Consider the following 20,397-nt stretch of genomic DNA (forward strand, 5'->3'; position numbering starts at 1 on the left):
GCGAATAGAAAGTAAAAAGCCCACTCACTAATCAATAGTGAATGGGCTTTGCATAATAATGTCTGTTTACTGACCTTCAACCTTTCGCTAAAGGCTAGCGCGCTAACTCATTATTAGGATTACTTTTGGCTATTCAGAGCACGAATACGGCTTGATAGCGAGTAAAGACGGATGAAGCCTTCAGCGTGGCTTTGGTCGTAAACTTCATCTTCACCAAAGGTTGCAAACTCTTCTGAGTACAGGCTGTTGTCAGAACGCTTCTGAGTCACCGTTGCATGGCCTTTGTAAAGTTTGATAACCACTTCGCCATTCACGTCTTGTGCTAGCTCTTCTGTCGCGGCAAGGATTGACTTACATAGTGGAGTGAACCAACGACCGTCGTATACAAGGTGAGAAGCTTTAACACCTAACTCTTCACGGAATTCGAATGCCGCTTTATCAAGAACCAGTTGCTCTACTGCACGCAGTGCTTCCATCATGATTGTGCCACCCGGAGTTTCATAACAACCACGAGACTTCATGCCAACAAGACGGTTTTCTACGATATCGATACGACCAACACCGTGCTTAGCGCCCTTCTCATTTAGGTAAACCAGTGCGTTGTATGGCGTCATTGTTTCACCATCAACCGCTACCACTTCGCCTTTTTCAACTTTAAGCGTCACTGTTTCAGATTCGTTTGGTGCCTGCTCTGGGTCTACAGTCCAAGCCCAGCAATCTTCGTTCGGTGCGTTCCATGTATCTTCTAGAACGCCACCTTCTGTTGAGATGTGCCATGCGTTTGCATCACGCGAGTAAATCTTAGTCAAAGAAGCAGTACAAGGAATGTTACGCTCTGCTAGGTAATCTAGACACTCTTCACGGCTCACTAGATCCCACTCACGCCATGGTGCAATTACGTGTAGGTCTGGTGCTAGTGCTGCGAATGCACCTTCAAAACGAACTTGGTCATTACCTTTACCCGTACAACCGTGACACAGTGCGTCTGCACCTACCTTACGTGCTACTTCAACCTGCGCTTTCGCGATGATTGGACGAGCCATTGAAGTACCTAGTAGGTATTTACCTTCGTAGTAAGCGCCCGTTTTCAGCGTTGGGTAGATGTAATCTGCCACCATCTCTTCTTTAAGGTCAGCGATGTAACACTCAGAAGCACCCGAAGCTTTCGCTTTCTCTTCGATACCAATCAACTCTTCGTCGCCTTGACCAACATCCGCAACAAACGCAACCACTTCACAGTCATAGTTCTCTTTCAACCATGGAATGATTACTGATGTGTCTAGACCGCCAGAGTAGGCTACTACAACTTTCTTTACGTTAACTTTGCTCATTTTCTTTCTCCTAGTTTCCATACTGCACATGGCGGTCAGCGTTGGAAATGACTTCATAATTATATGTTTATTTAATTTGTCTAAATTCTTTAAGTAGTGACTCGTTGTAAGACCTACTGAGGTAAAAACTGTGTTCCTATGCTTTTACCTGAAAACAGTTGTGTTAGCTTTTCTGGGTATCGCCAAGTGGCAACTTCGATTGGTCGTCCAAGGTCGTTAGCGGCTTCTAGTGCAGCTTGAACCTTAACGATCATGCCGTCAGTAATCACTTTGCCTGTAATAAGGTCATCAGCTTGCTGTTGATTAAGGCTTGGAATGAGGTGGCCTTTGCCATCCAACACACCACTTACATCAGAAAGTAGCACCAGTTCAGCATCAAGTGCGCCTGCAACGGCAACCGCTGCTTGATCGGCATTGACGTTCATCAGTTGGCCTTGCTCAGTCAGACCAATTGAGCTAATGATTGGCAGTGCGCCCGCATTAAGAATCGCTTGCAGAACGGTTGAGTCGCCCGGCTCCGCTTTTCCTACTGCGCCCAGCTCAGGGTTCAGTTCGCTCACTTTGCATAAACCACCATCTGCAAGGCTCAAACCAACGGCATTGATACCATCTTTAATTGCCTGACCTTGAAGTAGTTTGTTGGCCGTGCCCGCTAGTGCACCAGCGATCACAGGGATCTGGTCATAAGGAGTAACACGTAGCCCTTCTTTCTTGACGGTTTCGAGGTTCAACTTATTCATTAGGTCGTCAACAAGGTAACCACCGCCGTGAACAATCACGATAGGTCGCTGTGCCTGCTGTTGGTAAGCTGAAATAGCACCAAATAACTTGCTGAGTGTTTCACCACAAGATAGCGCAGCGCCACCTAACTTTATGATTAATGGTTGATTATTAAGGCTCATATCTAGATTCCTTTACACTAACGCAGTTAATGGCGCAAAACCATAACGTAAATTTAAACACTGCATCGCTTGGCTAGATGCACCCTTTAATAAGTTATCAATCGCTGAAACAACGATGATGTGCTGACCTTGAACCTTCCAACCTAAGTCGCAGAAAGGCGTCTGTTCTACATCTTGAATTCTTGGCAGTGTCTCTTCGAGTAGTCTCACTGCAGGTTTACCTTGGTAAGCTTGCTCAAAGGCATCTTGTATCTGTTGCTCTGTCACGCCTTCAGCCAGTTTCATGGTGATGGTCGCTAAAATACCGCGCTTAAAGTTGCCGAGGTGCGGAGTGAAAATCACATCACATCCTAAATGTGCAGCCATTTCAGGTTGATGACGGTGATTGAATACGCCGTAAGCTTGCAGACTCACTTCGCAGAAGCTGTTAACCATAGTCGCCTTACGACCCGCTCCAGTAACACCGCTGGTCGCGTTAATCACAGGCCATTGGTTCTCATCCAGTAACTTCGCTTCAACCAAAGGCTTAATCGCCAATTGTGATGCGGTTGGATAACAACCCGCGACTGCAACAAGTTGAGCTTCTTTAATCGCTTGCTCATTCCATTCCGCTAAACCGTAAGCGGCTTTATCTAGCCATTGTTCGTGTTGGTGTTCAAAACCGTAGAACTCTTGGTAGAAGTTCTCGCCTTTAACTCTGAATGCACCCGATAGGTCGAAGACTTGGCAATCGTTTTCTAGAAAAATTGGCGCTAGGTCGTGACTTACTTCGTGTGCGGTAGCTAAGAAAATCACATCAGACTGCTTTGCTACTTCTTCTGGATTCGTTAATGGCTGTACTGGCATATCAATCAAGCCAGCTAACTTACCGTGCAGTGCCGCAATAGGTTTACCTGCGTCTACACTATTGGCTGAGACATATAAACCTGATAGCGTGAGCTCAGGGTGTCTGTTTATCATTAGAGCCAGTTCTGCTCCTGTGTAGCCGCTTGCGCCAATGATCGTGGTTTTCAACATCTCAACACATCCATTCCTGAGGTAAGTTACATTTCAAAATTTGACTATTCATACTTAATTTTTGGCCTTATTTGATTTCTTATGCATTAAATATGATTTAATATGTGTTTTACCGACTTATAGTTTTCCTGTCAATAGTAGAAGTGAAGATATTATGCAATTACCGAGTTTTCTTGAGGTCTACAAAGGCCTAATTTCCACCGACTCTATTAGTTCTACCGATCCAAGCTGGGATCATGGCAACGAAAAAGTGATCGAAAAAATGGCTCAATGGTTTAAAGACTTAGGCTTTAGCGTTGAGGTCGTGGAGGTCGAGCCCGGCAAGCATAATATGGTCGCAAAGATGGGCTCAGGTGAAGGTGGCTTGTTATTAGCGGGACACAGCGACACAGTGCCATTCGATGAAGGGCGTTGGAACTTCGATCCTCACGCACTAACAGAACACAACAATCGCTTCTATGGGTTAGGCACGGCCGATATGAAAGGCTTTTTCGCTTTCGTTTATGAAGCGGCAAAGAAGATGGATTGGAGCAAACAGGCGAAGCCACTTTATGTATTGGCAACCTGTGATGAAGAGACCACCATGCTAGGCGCACGTCACTTCACGGAGAATGCACCATTTAAACCGGATTACTGCATCATTGGTGAGCCAACCAGCCTTGTGCCTATACGTGGTCATAAAGGTCATGTCGCCAATGCCGTGCGAGTAACCGGTAAATCAGGTCACTCTTCGGATCCTGCATTAGGTGTCAACGCCATCGAAATCATGCATGAAGTGCTGTTTGCTTTGATGCAGCTGCGTGACAAGTTAGTCAAAGAGTATCACCACCCAGGTTTCGCTATTCCAAGTCCGACTCTAAACCTTGGCCATATTCACGGCGGTGATAGCGCTAACCGAATCTGTGGCTGTTGTGAACTACATTACGACGTTCGTCCTTTACCAGGCATCAGCTTAGATGGGTTGGATAACATGCTGCGCAGCGCACTCAAGGAAGTAGAAGCAAAATGGCCGGGCAGAATTGACATTACTCCGCTGCATGAGCCGATTCCGGGTTACGAGTGCCAACACGATCATCCATTTATTGGTGGTATGGAATCGGTGTGCGAGATTGAATCGCAAACCGTGAACTACTGTACAGAGGCACCTTTCCTTCAAGAGCTGTGTCCAACCTTAGTACTAGGTCCGGGGTCAATCGACCAGGCTCACCAACCGGATGAGTTCTTAAGCTTCGATTTTATTGACCCAACAATTGATGTTCTGAGTAAATCGATCCGTAAATATTGTTTCTAGTTATTGCTACCCGTTCGATATTTTTATACAAAAGCTACCCCAAAAGGTGGCTTTTATTCTGTTATCTCTGACATAGCCTGTTCTTGTAATTAAATTTCACTTTATTCCACAGTATTGAAAAATTTACTTCTCCCACATTTCTAAACCTAATAATTGCAAACTTAGAATGCTTTATTTGACTAGATACAGCAGTTTTCGCTAGATTGTGTACTTAACAAGGAACAATGGATGTAATTTTTTTACGAGGCAGGATGACAATGAACGAGAAATACGCCGCTCTCAAGAGTAACGTAAGCATGCTGGGACGCTTGCTAGGTAACACAATCCAAGATGCACATGGTGACGTTATCTTAGAGAAAGTGGAAACTATCCGTAAACTTTCCAAATCCGCCCGCGCAGGCAACAAAGCTGACCGTGACAGCCTAGTTGAAGAAATCAAAAACCTGCCGAACGAACAACTCACTCCTGTTGCTCGTGCATTTAACCAATTTCTCAACCTCACCAACATGGCAGAGCAGTACCACACCATCTCTCGCCACTGTGAGGAGCATGTTTGCGAACCAGACGTGCTGCAATCTCTATTTTCCAAATTAAACCAAAACGACATCAGCAAGCTAGATGCGGCTCAAGCTGTTCGCGACCTGAACATTGAACTCGTTTTGACTGCACACCCAACAGAGATCACTCGTCGCACCATGATCAACAAGCTGGTTAAGATCAACGAGTGTCTGTCTAAATTAGAATTAAGCGACCTATCACACAAAGAGCGCGTGAAAACCGAACGTCGCCTAGAGCAACTTATCGCTCAAGGTTGGCACTCAGATGTGATTCGTCAACAACGCCCAACGCCACTTGATGAAGCTAAGTGGGGCTTTGCGGTTGTAGAAAACTCTCTATGGGAAGCAGTACCAGATTTTCTACGCGACATGGATGGCCGACTAAAAGGCTACCTTGGTGAAGGCCTGCCGATCGATGCACGCCCAGTACACTTCTCATCTTGGATGGGCGGTGACCGCGATGGTAACCCATTCGTAACGCACACCATCACTAAAGAAGTGCTGCGCCTATCTCGCTGGAAAGCTGCAGACCTTTACCTAGGCGACGTTAATGAGCTGATTACCGAGCTGTCGATGACTAAGTGTAATGATGCGGTTCGTGAACTAGCAGGTGATGAGCACGAAGCTTACCGTGCAATCCTTAAGAGCCTACGCACTCTGCTGAACAACACGCTAGAAGTGCTTGACGCAAAACTGCATGATGCTGAAGTACCGAAGAAAGAAACACTGCAGAACATCGACCAACTTTGGACACCACTTTACGCGTGTTACCAATCGCTGCACGAATGTGGCATGGGCGTAATCGCAGATGGTTCTCTGCTTGATACCCTACGTCGCCTAAAAGCATTCGGTGTGCATTTAGTTCGTCTCGATGTTCGTCAAGAAAGTACCCGTCACTCAGATGTCCTATCTGAACTGACTCGCTACCTAGGCATTGGCGATTACGACCAGTGGAGCGAGCAAGACAAGATTGCTTTCTTAACCAATGAATTAAGCTCAAAACGCCCACTGCTACCGCGCGACTGGGAGCCATCTGAACAGGTCAAAGAGGTTTTGGACACCTGTAAGGTAATTGCAGCTCAACCTCGTGAAGCCTTCGGCGCTTATGTGATTTCTATGGCTCGTACTGCATCGGATGTACTGGCTGTTCACTTGCTTCTGCAAGAATGTGGTTGCCCATACCGCATGGACGTATGTCCACTGTTCGAAACGCTAGACGATTTGAACAACTCAGAAGCGGTAATGAAGCAGCTAATGAGCATCGACTTGTACCGTGGATTTATCCAGAACCACCAAATGGTGATGATCGGATACTCTGACTCAGCGAAAGATGCGGGCGTAATGTCTGCAGGTTGGGCCCAGTATGACGCGATGGACAAGCTGGTTAAAGTTTGTGATGAAGAAGGCATTGAACTGACTCTATTCCACGGTCGTGGCGGTACGGTTGGTCGTGGTGGTGCGCCAGCGCACGCTGCTCTTCTTTCTCAGCCACCTAAGAGCTTGAAAGGCGGTTTACGTGTAACTGAGCAAGGCGAAATGATCCGCTTTAAGCTTGGTTTACCAGACGTTGCTGTAAACAGCTTTAACCTTTACGCAAGTGCGATTCTAGAAGCGAACCTTCTGCCGCCACCAGAGCCAAAACAAGAGTGGCGCGACTTAATGGAAGTGCTGTCTCAAGTCTCTTGTGAGGCTTACCGTAACGTGGTTCGTGGTGAAGAGAAATTCGTACCTTACTTCCGTCAAGCGACGCCTGAACTGGAGCTAGGTAAACTGCCTCTTGGTTCTCGCCCTGCAAAACGTAACCCGAATGGCGGCGTAGAAAGCCTACGTGCAATTCCATGGATCTTCTCTTGGAGCCAAAACCGTTTGGTACTTCCTGCATGGCTAGGTGCTGGTGAAGCCATTCAATACTCTGTAGACCAAGGCCATCAAGCGCTACTGGAAGAGATGTGTCGTGAATGGCCATTCTTCTCAACTCGTCTGGGTATGTTGGAAATGGTGTACTCGAAGTGCAACATGGAAATTGCGAAGTACTACGATCAACGTCTTGTTGACGAAGAGCTATTGCCTCTGGGTGAGTTACTGCGTGAACAGCTACAAAAAGACATCAAAGCGGTACTGAATGTAGAAAATAACGAGAACTTGATGCAGAGCGACCCTTGGGGGCTTGAGTCAATTCGCTTACGTAACATCTACGTGGAGCCACTAAACATGCTTCAAGCAGAACTGCTGTACCGTACTCGTAAGTGTGAAACACCACCAGCAGAGCTAGAAGAAGCGCTAATGGTGACGATTGCAGGCATTGCAGCAGGTATGCGAAACACTGGTTAATTAGTGGTTTCTACTATAAAAAGAACAAAAGGTCGCCACGCGCGACCTTTTTATTTTGCAAAATAACCACTAGTGAGTATTTTGTCAGTTTTTTGGGTTATTTTGTCCATGTATTCTACTTTATGCTTATTATTTAGATATACTACTGCTCCGCTGCGGAAACACTCCAAAAAAATAATCTGCAGCAATTTGATCAATAAACTGGTCAACCTAGGTGATAAACGGCTTTGTAAGGTGACATAACCAACCGATGAGTTGGTGCTACTTAGACATAACCAATATAACGTGCCATTAGAAGCACACTTGTTGTTTAAGTATTTGTTTACTGTTTACCATTTGGATTTCAGACATGTCATTACCACACGTAATTCTAACCGTTTTAAGTACACGCGATGCTACTGGTTACGATATCACAAAAGAATTCTCCGCAAGCATTGGTTACTTCTGGAAAGCTAGCCACCAACAAGTTTACCGCGAGCTAAATAAAATGGCTCAGAACGACCAGGTAACTTGCGTGCTTGAGCCTCAAGAAGGCAAACCAGATCGTAAAGTTTACTCTATCACTGATGCTGGCCGTAGCGCGCTAGGTGAATGGTTTGAACAACCAACTGCACACCCAACCGTTCGTGACGAGTTCTCAGCTAAGCTAATGGCTTGTGCTGTACAACCTTCTGACGCTTACCGTGTACAACTTGCTGAGCTAGTAGAAGAGTCTCGCAAACTGGTTTCTCACTACAAAGAGATTGAAGCAGCTTACTACGCAACGCCATCAACTCTAGACAAGCAAGCACGCCTTGAGCGTCTTACTCTTCGTCGTAACCTACTTATCCGTGAAGCATGGATTGTATGGGCTGAAGAAGTACTGCTTGAACTTGGCGCTCTTGCTTAAGTTAAGCTAGAAGCTAGAAGCTAGAAGCTAGAAGCTAGAAGCTAGAAGCTAGAAGCTAGAAGCTAGAATAGCAAAAGGCTTGAACTCTTAGAGTCCAAGCCTTTTTTGTATCTATAGGATTTGAAATTTTACAGCCAGAGGCTTTTACAAGCACTTAGGCTTTACTTCTTAGACTTTGCTTAAAGCGCAGCGACTTGTGGACGAACACCTAATGTGTGGCAAAGTGCGTAAGTCATTTCTGCACGGTTTAGCGTGTAGAAGTGGAAGTCTTTCACACCTTCACGGCTCAGTGTACGAACCATATCAATTGCTTGGCTAGCACCAACAAGCTGACGAGTCGTTGGATCATCATCCAAACCTTCAAACTGCTTCGCCATCCAACCCGGTACTTTTACGTTGTTCATCGCAGCAAAGCGAGACGCTTGCTTGAAGTTAGAAACCGGTAGGATGCCCGGAACAATTTCAACATCTACACCAGCCGCCACACAGCGGTCTCGGAAACGTAGGTAGCTTTCAACATCGAAGAAGAACTGAGTGATAGCACGGTTAGCTCCCGCATCGACTTTACGCTTAAGGTTAATAAGATCCGATTGAGCGCTTTTTGCTTCAGGGTGAACCTCAGGGAATGCCGCTACTGAGATATCAAAATCGTGGCGAGATTTAAGTAGCTCGACTAGGTCAGATGCGTACATATCTGGCGCGCCGCCGCCTGCTGGAATATCACCACGCAACGCAACAATACTCTCGATACCATTCGCCCAGTAATCGTCGGCAATTTGAATCAGCTCTTCGCGACTCGCATCAATACACGTTAGGTGCGGTGCTGCAACTAAGCCTGTTTGGTTCTTAATCTCTTTAATGATTGAGTGGGTACGGTCACGTTCGCCCGAGTTTGCACCGTAAGTTACCGATACAAACTTTGGTTGAAGTGTTTTAAGACGGTGAACAGAATTCCACAGGGTCTCTTCCATCTTCTCATTGCTTGGTGGAAAAAACTCAAATGACACATTGATGTTGTCAGAAAGCTCAGCGATATTCTGATTTAAAGCGTCGATATGACTAGCGTGTGTGTATCCCATCTTACTCTCCCTGTGGCAAAAGCAACCACTAAAAACTCAAATCCTTAAACGACGTTTAGACGTCTATATGTCTGTAGAATGTATTGAATACGATTTAATGTCAACAGATCCATTATGAATTTTTTTCAAGTAGATCGTGAGTAAAACTCAAGTCGTTAGATGGGTCGCAAAGCAGAAATAAGGAAGAAAAAAGGCTGAGAAACACATCGTGCTTTCAGCCTTATTTATCTTAGTGAATAGTATGCTATTTAAGTGTCATAGCAAATGATCTGAGTATTAGAACAGGCTCGACATTCGGTTCAAATCAGACTGAATTGCACCAGCCGTCACTTCACGTCCAGCACCCGGGCCACGAATAACCAATGGATTATCTTTGTACCATTTACTCTCGATCGCAAAGATATTGTCGCAAGGCAGCAAGTTCGCCAGAGCGTGCTCTTTAGATAGGGCTTCAACACCTACGGTTGCCTTACCGTTCTTCTCTAAACGCGCTACGTAACGTAGAACTTTCTGTTGAGAGTGCGCTTTCTCTAAACGCTCGGCCAACTCTTCGCTTAGCACCGAAGCCTTATCAAAGAAGTCATCTACCGACAGATCTTGCAACTCTTCAGGGACCAGTGATTCCACTTTGACGTTTTCAGGCTCGATATCTAAACCCGATTCACGCGCCAGAATCACCAGCTTACGCATCACGTCTGAACCATCTAGGTCAGCACGAGGGTCAGGTTCAGTCAGGCCTTGTTGCCACGCTAAGTCAACCAACTCGCTGAATGGCACGGTGCCATCAAACTGTTGGAACAACCAAGACAGCGTGCCTGAAAAGATACCTGACAGCGCAATAATGTCATCGCCACTTTCACGCAAGTCTCTGACTGTGTGGTTAATCGGCAGGCCTGCACCAACGGTCGCGTTGTACAACCAGTGACGGCTGATCTTAGCGAAAGCATCCTGTACTTGATGGTAATACTCGCTCGATGCAGAACCAGCCACCTTGTTAGCCGAGATCAGGTGAATACCTTGTTGTGCGACTTGCAGATATTTTGCTGCAAGCACTGGGCTTGCCGTAACATCTAACACAACCGCTTCATCGTAGCCCTGAATAGAACCTAAACGCTCTAACCAGTCGTTACCATTATTGGCAATGGCTTCATCGTCAAAACACTTACTCACTGAGGTCGCATCAATGCCTTGATCGTCGAACCAATAGGTTTGGCTATCAACCACGGCTACCAATTCGAAGTTCATTCCACGGCGCTTTTCAAGTTCCGCTTTTTGCTCTGCAAACAGGCTTAACCAACTTGAACCAATGTTGCCCTTACCACACAAAGCAATCGCAACACGCTTCTGCGCTTGGAACAGTTGAGAGTGAATGCCTTTCACTAGGCTTGATGTTTCACTCTTACGAATGACTGCCACTAAGCTTAAGCCTGAGTTCGCTTCTGAGATGAACTCAACCGGCGAGCTCTTAAGTTGTTGGTAGAAACCGTAGCAATGGTTCGGGTTCTTAGTCACACCCGCACCCACAGCAGCAATCAGAGAAAAACCTTCTTTAAGCTTAATCTCAGCTTCAATCGCGTGGTCTTGAAGATATTCTAATGCACCACCAGCTATCTCTTCCGTGTAGGCAAGACGCAAGCAGTGTTGATCCGGTTCAAGCTCATAGGCAAGCGGCTCCAGTTGAGCACGCTTAAGCCCTTCAAGGACTTCACTCTCGAGACGGTCGAAATCATGGCCGTGCCCAAAGGTCAGTTGCACGATAAGCACTTCATCCAGAGAGGTAATGATTTTGGCGCCACGACCCGATGCCAGTACGCGCTCAATCTGTGTAGAGCCCGCCTCCGGCTGGTAGCTGCAGCGTAAGCTGAGATCCATAGCACTTTGAGCCACAGGCTGTAGCGTTCGGCTATGAAGCACTGGAGCGGCAAGACGAGCCAATTCACTGGCTTCATCAAGGCGAAGTAGAGGCATTAGACACGCATCTGAAACCAAACGAGGGTCAGCGCTGTAAACGCCCGCCACATCACTCCAAATCGTCACGCGTTCAACTTCAGCCAAAGCACCAATCACGGTTGCTGAGTAATCCGAACCGTTACGACCAAGTAATACCGTTTCACCCTCGAAGTTCTGAGCCATAAAGCCCGTAATCACCACGCGGCAATGTGCATGCTGCGCTAAGGCTTCTTTGATCAGAGGATAAGAACGTGCGCGGTCAACTTCAGGTTGAGCACCCGCTTCTGCACGTAAAAAGGCACGTGCATCTTGAGCAACTGCTTGTAAGTCATGCTGGCATAACAAAGCAGCGAGTAGACGTGAAGACCAAACCTCACCGTGTCCAAGCACTTTTGCTTTTTGTGCTTCACTTAAAGGAGCCGTTAGCTCCCCCAAAGCGGTAAATTCTTGTTGAATGGTTGCCGTTAGCTGAGCCGAAGACTCACCTTCAAGCAGTGTTTCAATCAGTTCAAGCTGGAACTGACGAAGTGCCTGTAGGCATTCATGAGCAATACGACCATCTTTGTCGAGCGCTTCAACAAATTCAATTAAGCGGTTGGTTGTTTTGCCCGCTGCTGATACCACCACCAAATCAGTTGCTGTTGAGTATTCTCTAAGAATGTTGACCACGCGCTGATAACACTCAGGATTCGCTAAACTGCTGCCACCAAATTTATGTAGCTGGCGAAAGGTTGCCATTATTAACCCTCCCCTTCAGCGATAAAGCCTTGTGTCTTTTCAAACGCTTGCTTGAGGTCGTCAATCAAGTCATCAGCATCTTCAAGGCCAACAGAAAGACGCAGTAACTGTTGAGAAACACCCGCCTCTGCCAGTGCTTCTTCGCCCATCGCACGGTGAGTCATCGACGCAGGGTGACAAATCAAGCTTTCCACACCACCCAGTGATTCAGCCAAAGAGAACAGCTCTAATTTATCGACAAAGTACTTAAGCGCTTCGAATGAACCCGCAAACTCAAAGCTCAACATTGAACCAAAGCCAGACTGCTGTTTCTTCGCAATATCATGACCTGGATGTTCAGGGAGGCTTGGGTGATAAATAGTGCCAACGAGATCTTGCTGCTGCAGAGACGCCAGAATTTCACGTGAGCTTTCTTCGTGAACTCGCATACGCGCACCTAGCGTACGAATACCACGTAAAGTCATGTAGCTATCAAATGGTGTGCCGGTCGCACCAATACAGTTGCCCCACCAGGCTAGCTCTTCAGCGTGCTCTTCTGTCTTAGTGACCACAACGCCACCAATCACATCTGAGTGTCCATTGATGTACTTAGTGGTTGAGTGGATAACAAAATCCGCACCCAGCTCTAAAGGCTTTTGGAACACAGGTGTCAAAAACGTGTTGTCGACAGCAACCAGAGCACCAACCTCTTTCGCTTTGCGGCAAGTTTCTGCAATATCAACCACACGAACCAGTGGATTCGATGGGGTTTCGATTAAGATCAACTTTGGCTTAAGCGCGATCGCCGCATCTAGCGCAGCTTGATCCGATTGATCAACGAACAGAACTTTGAAGTCACCTTTCAGTGAGCGAGTGTTAAACAGACGGTAAGTACCGCCGTAGCAGTCGTGTGGTGCAATAATAAGATCATCGCCACCTAAGAAAGCAGAAACCCATAAGTTAAGCGCCGAAGTACCACAGTTAGTGACCACCGCGCCTTTGCCCGATTCAAGCTCAAACAGTGCAGTTTCTAGTAAACCGCGGTTTGGGTTACCAGAACGGGTGTAATCATACTTTGGCACTTCACCAAAAGCGGGAAACCCATAGTTAGTCGAAAGATAAATAGGTGGGACAACAGCATGGTGTTGCGTGTCTGACTCGATACCAGTACGTACTGCGATGGTTGCTGGCTTCCGGCTGCTCATAGGTGCTTCCTTACAAGTTTTGCGTCTGAGAATCACAGCTGCTTGTCGGCATTTTGCGGCTGTGTTAGATATATGTTATTCACTTTACTTTCATAAACGTGAGACGTCAACACTTCTAGACGTCTATATGTCTTTGCTTATGGCAGTAAATCCCGCTAAAATCACCACTATTAATTTATTCTAACAACTAAAGTGATGAAGGTACGCAATGGCCGACTGGAATGGTGAATACATAAGCCCATATGCTGAGCATGGAAAGAAAAGCGAACAAGTAAAGAAAATTACAGTTTCTATCCCTCTAAAAGTGTTAAAGGTTCTTACTGACGAGCGTACTCGCCGCCAGATTAATAACCTACGCCATGCAACAAACAGTGAGCTACTGTGCGAAGCCTTTCTACATGCGTACACAGGCCAACCACTACCAACGGATGAAGACCTTCGTAAAGATCGTCCTGACGATATCCCTGCTGAAGTTAAAAAACTGATGACAGAAATGGGTATCGAGTTCGAAGCGTTTGACGAAGAATAAAACAACTCAGTCACTGCCTTCATTATTGATTCGCTATAGCTGACCCATCTATCACATTATGCATTGCGTTTTTATGACTACGCTGCGAATGATAGACATAAAAAAACCGACTCCAGATGAGTCGGTTTTTTATTATCCTTTTCTCTCAATAGAGCAGCAGCTACTACGCCATGTAGTTAGCAGGCATCTCGATACGAGCTACGCCAGATTCAACAGCCGCTTCCGCAACTGCTCGTGCTACGCGAGGAAGTAGACGTGGGTCCATTGGCTTAGGAATGATGTAGCCTTTACCAAATTCCAGTGCGGTCTCACCCGCCGCTGCTAGTACTTCAGCTGGAACTGCTTCTTTCGCCAGTTCACGAATCGCTTTAACCGCCGCTAGCTTCATTTCGTCATTGATTTCGCTTGCACGCACATCTAATGCACCACGGAAAATGAATGGGAAACAAAGTACGTTGTTTACTTGGTTAGGGTAATCACTACGGCCTGTACCCATGATAAGGTCAGAACGAACTTCGTGTGCAAGCTCAGGTTTGATCTCTGGATCTGGGTTTGAACATGCAAACACAACTGGCTTATCAGCCATCAACGTTAGTGCTTCAGCAGGCAGTAGGTTAGGACCCGATACACCTAAGAACAGGTCAGCGCCTTCGATAACATCTTCAAGTGTGCGCTTATCCGTGTTGTTTGCGAATAGCTCTTTGTATTCGTTCAGATCATCACGACGAGTGTGAATCACGCCTTTACGGTCAAGCATGTAAATCTTCTCACGCTGAGCGCCACACTTAATCAGTAGTTCCATACATGCAACCGCTGCTGCGCCAGCACCTAAACAAACGATCTTACACTCTTCAAGTTTCTTACCTTGAAGTTCGATCGCGTTCAGCATACCCGCTGCCGTTACAATCGCAGTACCGTGTTGGTCATCGTGGAATACCGGTACATCACAACGCTCAATCAGGCGACGTTCAATCTCAAAACAGTCTGGTGCTTTGATGTCTTCCAGGTTAATACCGCCGAATGTATCTGCGATATTCGCAACCGTATCAACGAACTCATCGATTGTGCGGTGTTTTACTTCAATATCGATAGAATCTAAACCAGCAAAACGCTTAAACAGTAGCGCTTTACCTTCCATTACAGGTTTAGAAGCAATAGGACCAAGGTTACCTAGGCCAAGAATCGCTGTACCGTTAGAGATAACAGCAACCATGTTGCCCTTACCTGTGTACTTATAGACGTTATCAACGTTCTGTGCGATCTCGCGAACAGGCTCAGCCACGCCTGGGCTGTATGCAAGTGCTAGGTCTTCTGCAGAGTTTGCAGGCTTCGTCAGTTCTACGGCAATTTTGCCTGGAATCGGGAACTCATGATAATCAAGAGCTTGCTGACGGAATTGTTCTTGAGGCGATAATTCTTGAGAGGATTGAGCTTGGCTGCTGTCTTCAGACATAGGTGTAGGTTCCTAGGATATTATTATTTGGGGGATCTTGTTCATGTTAATGGATGTACTTCAAAGTTCCTAGGTGGTTGGAGCCTCTGTCTCATTAAAAAACGAGATTTCACTACTAATAAGACCAGTGAGCAGTTGAAATTACTGTCGCTTGTTGAACTTTCGAGCTGAATTTTGGTGAAGAGAGATACGCAAGGAATTGCCCTGCAATAGAAAGGTAGGCACCTTAATCGTTGGGCGGGATTGAAGCTTGAATGAAAATCAGTGCTTTCTTAAATTGCAGGCAACAAAAAAGGACACCGAAGTGTCCTTTTTCATGTCTAAATAGCGAGAATTACTTCTTGCTAGAAAGAGCACCGAAACGCTTGTTGAAGCGATCAACACGGCCGCCAGTATCTACGATACGTTGCTTACCAGTGTAGAACGGGTGACATTTGTCACATACGTCTAGGTGGATAGATTCTTTTGCAAGAGTTGAGTTGAACTCAAATGTGTTGCCGCAAGAACAAGTTGCAGTAACTGCTTTGTATTCTGGGTGGATTCCAGCTTTCATGGGATAACCTCAAGTAGGCCGTGTCGCTATACGATTCTAAGCCGCACACCACACGTAGTTTAAAAAAGAAATAAAGACACCGCATCGACACAAAAGAGTGATGAAGCCATACCTTTAAGGCGCAGTATAGTAATGAATCTATAAGGTAGGATCAACTGATTTGATACATTTTTCACCAATTCTCTCTTTATTTCCTTTATCGGCCTGAGATTTCGGGCTGTCGTTGTCTGTATACGCTAACTCGCCGCCTTCAACCAAACTGCTTCTCGAATTTAAGCGCCTTATCCTTTAGACTGTTCGCTCTCGTCAACTCAGATAAAGCCGTCCCTTTATGCGTCCAATGATTGCCCGTGTGGCGCTGCCTGTTCCACTCGACAAGCAGTTCGATTACAAGATTCCAAACCACCTATTTCCGATTATTGGTGGACGAGTCTCTGTGCCTTTTGGACGACAAACCTTAACCGGTGTTGTAACGGCTCTGGTTAACGAATCTGAATTCGAGCTCGATAAGCTCAAACCCATTAAAGCCTTATTAGACAATCAGCCCGTTTGGCCGGAATCTGTCTATTCACTGTTAATGTGGTGTAGTCATTTTTATCAGTACCCTCTTGGCGAAACCTTTGCTAACGCCCTTCCGAGCGCTCTAAGAAAAGGCAAAGCCGCCGACTTCGCGACGCTGGTTGAATGGCAGTTAACGCCATCAGGCAAAGACCAACTGATGCAAGGTTTTGGTCGCGCGGTCAAGCAAGCCAAAGTGATGCACATGCTTGAGCACGGCCCGGTTCCTCATCAAGAGTTCATTGATGAAGAAGTTGGCAGCGCCGTACTCAAAACGCTAGAAGAGAAAGGCTGGATTGAATCGGTAGAGAAAAAGCCGAAGCGTCAACCGTGGCCAGTTGAACTTGAGAACGACCAAGACAAACCTAAGCTCAATGCCGAACAAGCCATCGCGATTGCGACCGTAAATAGCCAAACCGACTTTGGTTGTTTCCTGTTAGAAGGCGTCACTGGCTCAGGTAAGACCGAGGTTTACCTGAATATGATTAAGCCGATTCTCGATCAAGGTAAACAAGCGTTAGTACTCGTGCCTGAGATTGGCCTCACCCCTCAAACGATTAACCGCTTTAAGCGACGCTTTAATGTGCCTGTTGAGGTTATCCACTCGGGTTTAAACGATTCTGAGCGACTGAATGCTTGGTTATCAGCGCGCGATAAAATAGCAGGTATCGTAATTGGTACCCGTTCGGCTCTGTTCACGCCGTTTGCGGATCTGGGTATTATCATTGTCGACGAAGAGCACGATGCTTCTTATAAACAGCAAGACAGCCTGCGCTACCACGCTCGTGATGTGGCGATAATGCGTGCTCATAAAGCGCAGATCCCGGTTGTGTTAGGTTCAGCAACACCCGCTTTTGAAACGCTGCATAATGCTCAGATAGGCAAATACAGTTATCTCACCCTTACTTCACGTGCGGGTGTAGCTTTGCCGACCACCAATAAAGTATTGGATGTGAAAGGCGAATATCTGGAAAGTGGTTTGTCTGCGTCGTTAATTGCAGAGATGCAAAGACATCTCAAAGCAGGTAACCAAGTGATGCTGTTTCTCAATCGCCGTGGGTTCTCTCCGGCATTGATGTGTCACGACTGTGGTTGGACAGCTGAATGTAAACGCTGTGATGCTTACTATACCTATCACCAATACAGTAATGAGATGCGCTGCCACCACTGTGGTTCTCAGCAGCATATCGTGCACAATTGCCAAGGTTGTGGGTCTGCGAACTTAGTGACAGTGGGTGTCGGTACCGAGCAGTTAGAGGCTCAGCTTGGCCAACTATTCCCTGAATACAAAACCATTCGTATTGACCGCGACAGCACCCGCCGTAAAGGCAGCTTAGAAAGCGCACTCGAGTCGATTCGTAAGGGTGAATTCCAAATTCTTATCGGCACTCAGATGCTTGCTAAGGGTCATCATTTCCCTGATGTGACACTTGTGGCGTTATTGGATGTCGATGGCTCTTTATACAGCAGTGACTTCCGAGCGTCTGAACGTCTTGCCCAGCTATTCATCCAAGTAGCGGGACGCGCAGGACGAGCAAGCAAACCCGGTGAGGTGATCTTACAGACTCACCACCCAGAACATGGGTTGCTGCAAGCTTTGCTGCATAAAGACTACAACCACTTTGCTCAGACGGCGCTGGCAGAACGTAAGCAGGCAATGTTACCGCCTTATACCTTTATGACTCTGTTTAGAGCAGAAGCCAATGACACTCGCTTGGTGGAAGAGTTCTTGCGTCAGGTTCGTCACACATTGGAATCGCACCCGCTGTTTGATCAATATTGCATGGTGCTAGGACCAACCCCAGCCCCATTAGCAAAACGAGCAGGCAAATCGCGCTGGCAGTTAATCTTACAGACTCAAACTCGCTCGTTAATGCAGAAGCTATTAATGAGCGCTAAGCCGGCAATTAATATGTTACCCGCCGCGAAAAAAGTTCGTTGGTCACTCGACATAGAGCCGCAAGATCTGAGCTAAACCCCTTCGGGTTAAAACTAATGATAAGTTTGTTCACAAATATTTCATATTTCTCGTGAGCAAGTTCACACGAGTCATGTGATTTTTGTTAATCTAGCCGTAACTTTACACGGATTAAACGAATAAAATATTGCAATAAAAAAAGTGTTAGCAACACTTTCATAATATCTATTCGATTACATTTATTATTCACGCCTTAGATACTTAGGCGACAAAGGAACTTAAAAGAGGGTTTAATTTATGGCGACAATGAAGGATGTTGCCCAGCTAGCAGGCGTCTCAACAGCCACGGTATCACGTGCATTGATGAACCCTGAGAAAGTCTCAGTTTCGACTCGTAAACGAGTGGAAACAGCAGTACTTGAAGCTGGATACTCACCCAATACATTAGCTAGAAACTTACGTCGCAACGAATCAAAAACCATCATCACTATCGTTCCTGATATCTGTGACCCTTATTTCGCCGAGATCATTCGTGGTATCGAAGATGCCGCAGTAGAAAATGACTACCTTGTCTTACTGGGTGATAGCGGCCAACAAAAGAAGCGTGAGTCTTCATTTGTTAACTTAGTTTTCACCAAACAAGCTGACGGTATGCTATTGCTTGGCACTGACCATCCATTTGATGTCAGTAAATCTGAACAAAAGAATTTACCACCAATGGTGATGGCGTGTGAGTTTGCCCCTGAGCTTGAACTGCCTACCGTACACATCGATAACCTGACCTCTGCATTTGAAGCGGTGAACTACTTAGCTCAGTTAGGTCATAAGCGTATCGCTCAAATATCAGGGCCAGTATCGGCAACGCTGTGTAAGTTCCGCCAACAAGGCTATCAACAAGCGCTGCGTCGCGCTGGAGTATCAATGAACCCTGCCTATAGCACCGTCGGCGACTTTACTTTTGAAGCCGGTGCTCAAGCGGTTCGTCAATTGTTGGCACTTCCTGAACAGCCTACAGCTATCTTCTGTCATAACGACGCGATGGCCATTGGCGCGATTCAAGAAGCGAAGAAGCTGGGCTTACGCGTTCCTCAAGACCTATCGATTGTCGGCTTTGATGACATCCAATTCGCTCAATACTGCGATCCTCCGCTAACCACCATTTCTCAACCTCGTTATGAGATTGGACGCCAAGCGATGTTGATGATGCTTGATCTACTGAAAGGCAACGATGTGCAAGCAGGTTCGCGTCTACTTGAAGCTAAATTAGTGGTTCGAGGCAGTACAGCACCACCTCGTATGTAACCTTCAAAAATACCCTTACAAATCTGCGGCACATTTTGATGTGCCGCTTCCATTTCTGCACTATTATCCTCGCGCAATCTGGATTACCATGAGGGCAGAATCAGCAACTATTGAAATGTCTTGTGGCTAATAGAGATTATGTAAAGCGCGGTCGTGGTACGAAAAAGCCGACCAAAAAACAAGCCCCTCGCCGTAAACCTTGGCGCAGTGGTCTTTTGGCGATCCTCCTTGCCGGTGGTTTTGGTTACGGACTTTACCTATTGAGTAATGATCCTGAGCCGCCAGCACCTGCTCCTGTGGTAACCAAACCAAAACCTAAGCCAAAACCAGCGAAAGTGATTCCGCCGCCTCCTGAAGAGAAATGGGACTACGTTGAAACGCTGCCAAGCCGCGAAATCGAAGTGAAAGCCAAAGAGCAAGAGATCTCGAAGATCCCTTACATCATGCAGTGTGGCGCTTACAAAACCTCGTCGCAGGCAGAAGCTCGTAAGTTGGATATAGCCTTCCAAGGTATCTCGAGTGAGATCCGCAAGAAAGATGGCAGTAGCTGGTACCGTGTGGTTCTAGGTCCATACAAGTTGAAGCGTGACGCAGAGCGAGATCGCCATAAGCTGCAACGAGCGAAAATCGAACCTTGTGCTATTTGGAAAGACACCGAGTAATTTAGATTCAGCGGCAGTCTCGGTCTTAGTAAAAGCCGAAAACCAAACACCGAAAGCCTCCCACTGTGGAGGTTTTCTTTTATCCCCTCCCCTTTAACCAAATTTCCTTACAACTTCCGCCGATAAGTTTGCACGACATCACTCACCCTTCCT

Annotated in this window: 15 protein-coding genes; 7 read left to right on the plus strand and 8 right to left on the minus strand. The window is 46.5% G+C overall.

All coding sequences use genetic code 11. From position 1 onward, the window contains the following. Nucleotides 1–119: 119 nt before the first annotated feature. From CWO13_RS20495 to argC, 3 genes are all read right to left on the minus strand, one after another. On the minus strand, nucleotides 120–1,331 hold the full coding sequence (locus CWO13_RS20495; RefSeq protein WP_017632086.1) for an argininosuccinate synthase: 1,212 nt from the start codon (nucleotides 1,329–1,331) through the stop codon (nucleotides 120–122). A gap of 113 nt (nucleotides 1,332–1,444) precedes the next feature. Continuing rightward, complete coding sequence (gene argB, locus CWO13_RS20500) at nucleotides 1,445–2,233, minus strand: acetylglutamate kinase (RefSeq protein WP_017061138.1); 789 nt, start codon at nucleotides 2,231–2,233, stop codon at nucleotides 1,445–1,447. A gap of 12 nt (nucleotides 2,234–2,245) precedes the next feature. Then, nucleotides 2,246–3,250 (minus strand): N-acetyl-gamma-glutamyl-phosphate reductase, encoded by a 1,005-nt coding sequence (argC, locus tag CWO13_RS20505; RefSeq protein ID WP_102433309.1) that lies wholly within the window; start codon nucleotides 3,248–3,250, stop codon nucleotides 2,246–2,248. A gap of 154 nt (nucleotides 3,251–3,404) precedes the next feature. Here argC and argE point away from each other — a divergent pair, with 154 nt between their 5' ends. The 3 genes from argE to CWO13_RS20520 all read left to right on the plus strand — a co-directional run bounded on the left by argE (nucleotide 3,405) and on the right by CWO13_RS20520 (nucleotide 8,318). After that, nucleotides 3,405–4,541 carry an acetylornithine deacetylase gene (argE, locus tag CWO13_RS20510; protein ID WP_102530065.1) on the plus strand — a complete coding sequence of 379 codons (1,137 nt, stop codon included), beginning with the start codon at nucleotides 3,405–3,407 and terminating at the stop codon, nucleotides 4,539–4,541. A gap of 251 nt (nucleotides 4,542–4,792) precedes the next feature. Beyond that, on the plus strand, nucleotides 4,793–7,429 hold the full coding sequence (gene ppc, locus CWO13_RS20515; protein ID WP_170960799.1) for a phosphoenolpyruvate carboxylase: 2,637 nt from the start codon (nucleotides 4,793–4,795) through the stop codon (nucleotides 7,427–7,429). A gap of 349 nt (nucleotides 7,430–7,778) precedes the next feature. Then, nucleotides 7,779–8,318 carry a PadR family transcriptional regulator gene (locus CWO13_RS20520; protein ID WP_102433311.1) on the plus strand — a complete coding sequence of 180 codons (540 nt, stop codon included), beginning with the start codon at nucleotides 7,779–7,781 and terminating at the stop codon, nucleotides 8,316–8,318. A gap of 179 nt (nucleotides 8,319–8,497) precedes the next feature. On the opposite strand, the gene metF is transcribed toward CWO13_RS20520, so the two are convergent. The 3 genes from metF to CWO13_RS20535 all read right to left on the minus strand — a co-directional run bounded on the left by metF (nucleotide 8,498) and on the right by CWO13_RS20535 (nucleotide 13,269). After that, nucleotides 8,498–9,397: a methylenetetrahydrofolate reductase gene (gene metF / locus CWO13_RS20525; protein WP_029405383.1), complete on the minus strand. Its 900-nt coding sequence runs from the start codon at nucleotides 9,395–9,397 to the stop codon at nucleotides 8,498–8,500. Between the two features lie 276 nt (nucleotides 9,398–9,673). After that, nucleotides 9,674–12,085 carry a bifunctional aspartate kinase/homoserine dehydrogenase II gene (locus CWO13_RS20530; protein ID WP_108083440.1) on the minus strand — a complete coding sequence of 804 codons (2,412 nt, stop codon included), beginning with the start codon at nucleotides 12,083–12,085 and terminating at the stop codon, nucleotides 9,674–9,676. A 2-nt stretch (nucleotides 12,086–12,087) separates the two neighbouring features. After that, nucleotides 12,088–13,269 carry an O-succinylhomoserine (thiol)-lyase gene (locus CWO13_RS20535; protein WP_102433313.1) on the minus strand — a complete coding sequence of 394 codons (1,182 nt, stop codon included), beginning with the start codon at nucleotides 13,267–13,269 and terminating at the stop codon, nucleotides 12,088–12,090. Nucleotides 13,270–13,477: 208 nt separating this feature from the next. On the opposite strand from CWO13_RS20535, the gene metJ reads away from it, so the two are divergent. Continuing rightward, complete coding sequence (gene metJ / locus CWO13_RS20540; RefSeq protein ID WP_004415993.1) at nucleotides 13,478–13,798, plus strand: met regulon transcriptional regulator MetJ; 321 nt, start codon at nucleotides 13,478–13,480, stop codon at nucleotides 13,796–13,798. A 163-nt stretch (nucleotides 13,799–13,961) separates the two neighbouring features. Here the strand turns inward: metJ and CWO13_RS20545 are convergent, their stop codons facing one another. Beyond that, nucleotides 13,962–15,251, minus strand: a complete 1,290-nt coding sequence (locus tag CWO13_RS20545; protein WP_019821524.1) for a malic enzyme-like NAD(P)-binding protein — start codon at nucleotides 15,249–15,251, stop codon at nucleotides 13,962–13,964. A gap of 334 nt (nucleotides 15,252–15,585) precedes the next feature. Further along, a complete protein-coding gene (gene rpmE, locus CWO13_RS20550; protein WP_004737142.1) occupies nucleotides 15,586–15,804 on the minus strand; it encodes a 50S ribosomal protein L31 in 219 nt (72 codons plus the stop codon). 331 nt (nucleotides 15,805–16,135) lie between these two features. Here rpmE and priA point away from each other — a divergent pair, with 331 nt between their 5' ends. From priA to CWO13_RS20565, 3 genes are all read left to right on the plus strand, one after another. After that, nucleotides 16,136–18,337 (plus strand): primosomal protein N', encoded by a 2,202-nt coding sequence (priA, locus tag CWO13_RS20555; protein WP_102530067.1) that lies wholly within the window; start codon nucleotides 16,136–16,138, stop codon nucleotides 18,335–18,337. A 240-nt stretch (nucleotides 18,338–18,577) separates the two neighbouring features. Beyond that, nucleotides 18,578–19,582 (plus strand): DNA-binding transcriptional regulator CytR, encoded by a 1,005-nt coding sequence (gene cytR, locus CWO13_RS20560; RefSeq protein WP_048659182.1) that lies wholly within the window; start codon nucleotides 18,578–18,580, stop codon nucleotides 19,580–19,582. A 122-nt stretch (nucleotides 19,583–19,704) separates the two neighbouring features. Further along, nucleotides 19,705–20,244 carry an SPOR domain-containing protein gene (locus tag CWO13_RS20565; protein WP_029405385.1) on the plus strand — a complete coding sequence of 180 codons (540 nt, stop codon included), beginning with the start codon at nucleotides 19,705–19,707 and terminating at the stop codon, nucleotides 20,242–20,244. The last annotated feature ends 153 nt before the right edge of the window (nucleotides 20,245–20,397 follow it).

Source organism: Vibrio sp. ZF 223 (assembly GCF_003050585.1).
Classification (GTDB): Bacteria; Pseudomonadota; Gammaproteobacteria; order Enterobacterales; family Vibrionaceae; genus Vibrio; species Vibrio crassostreae.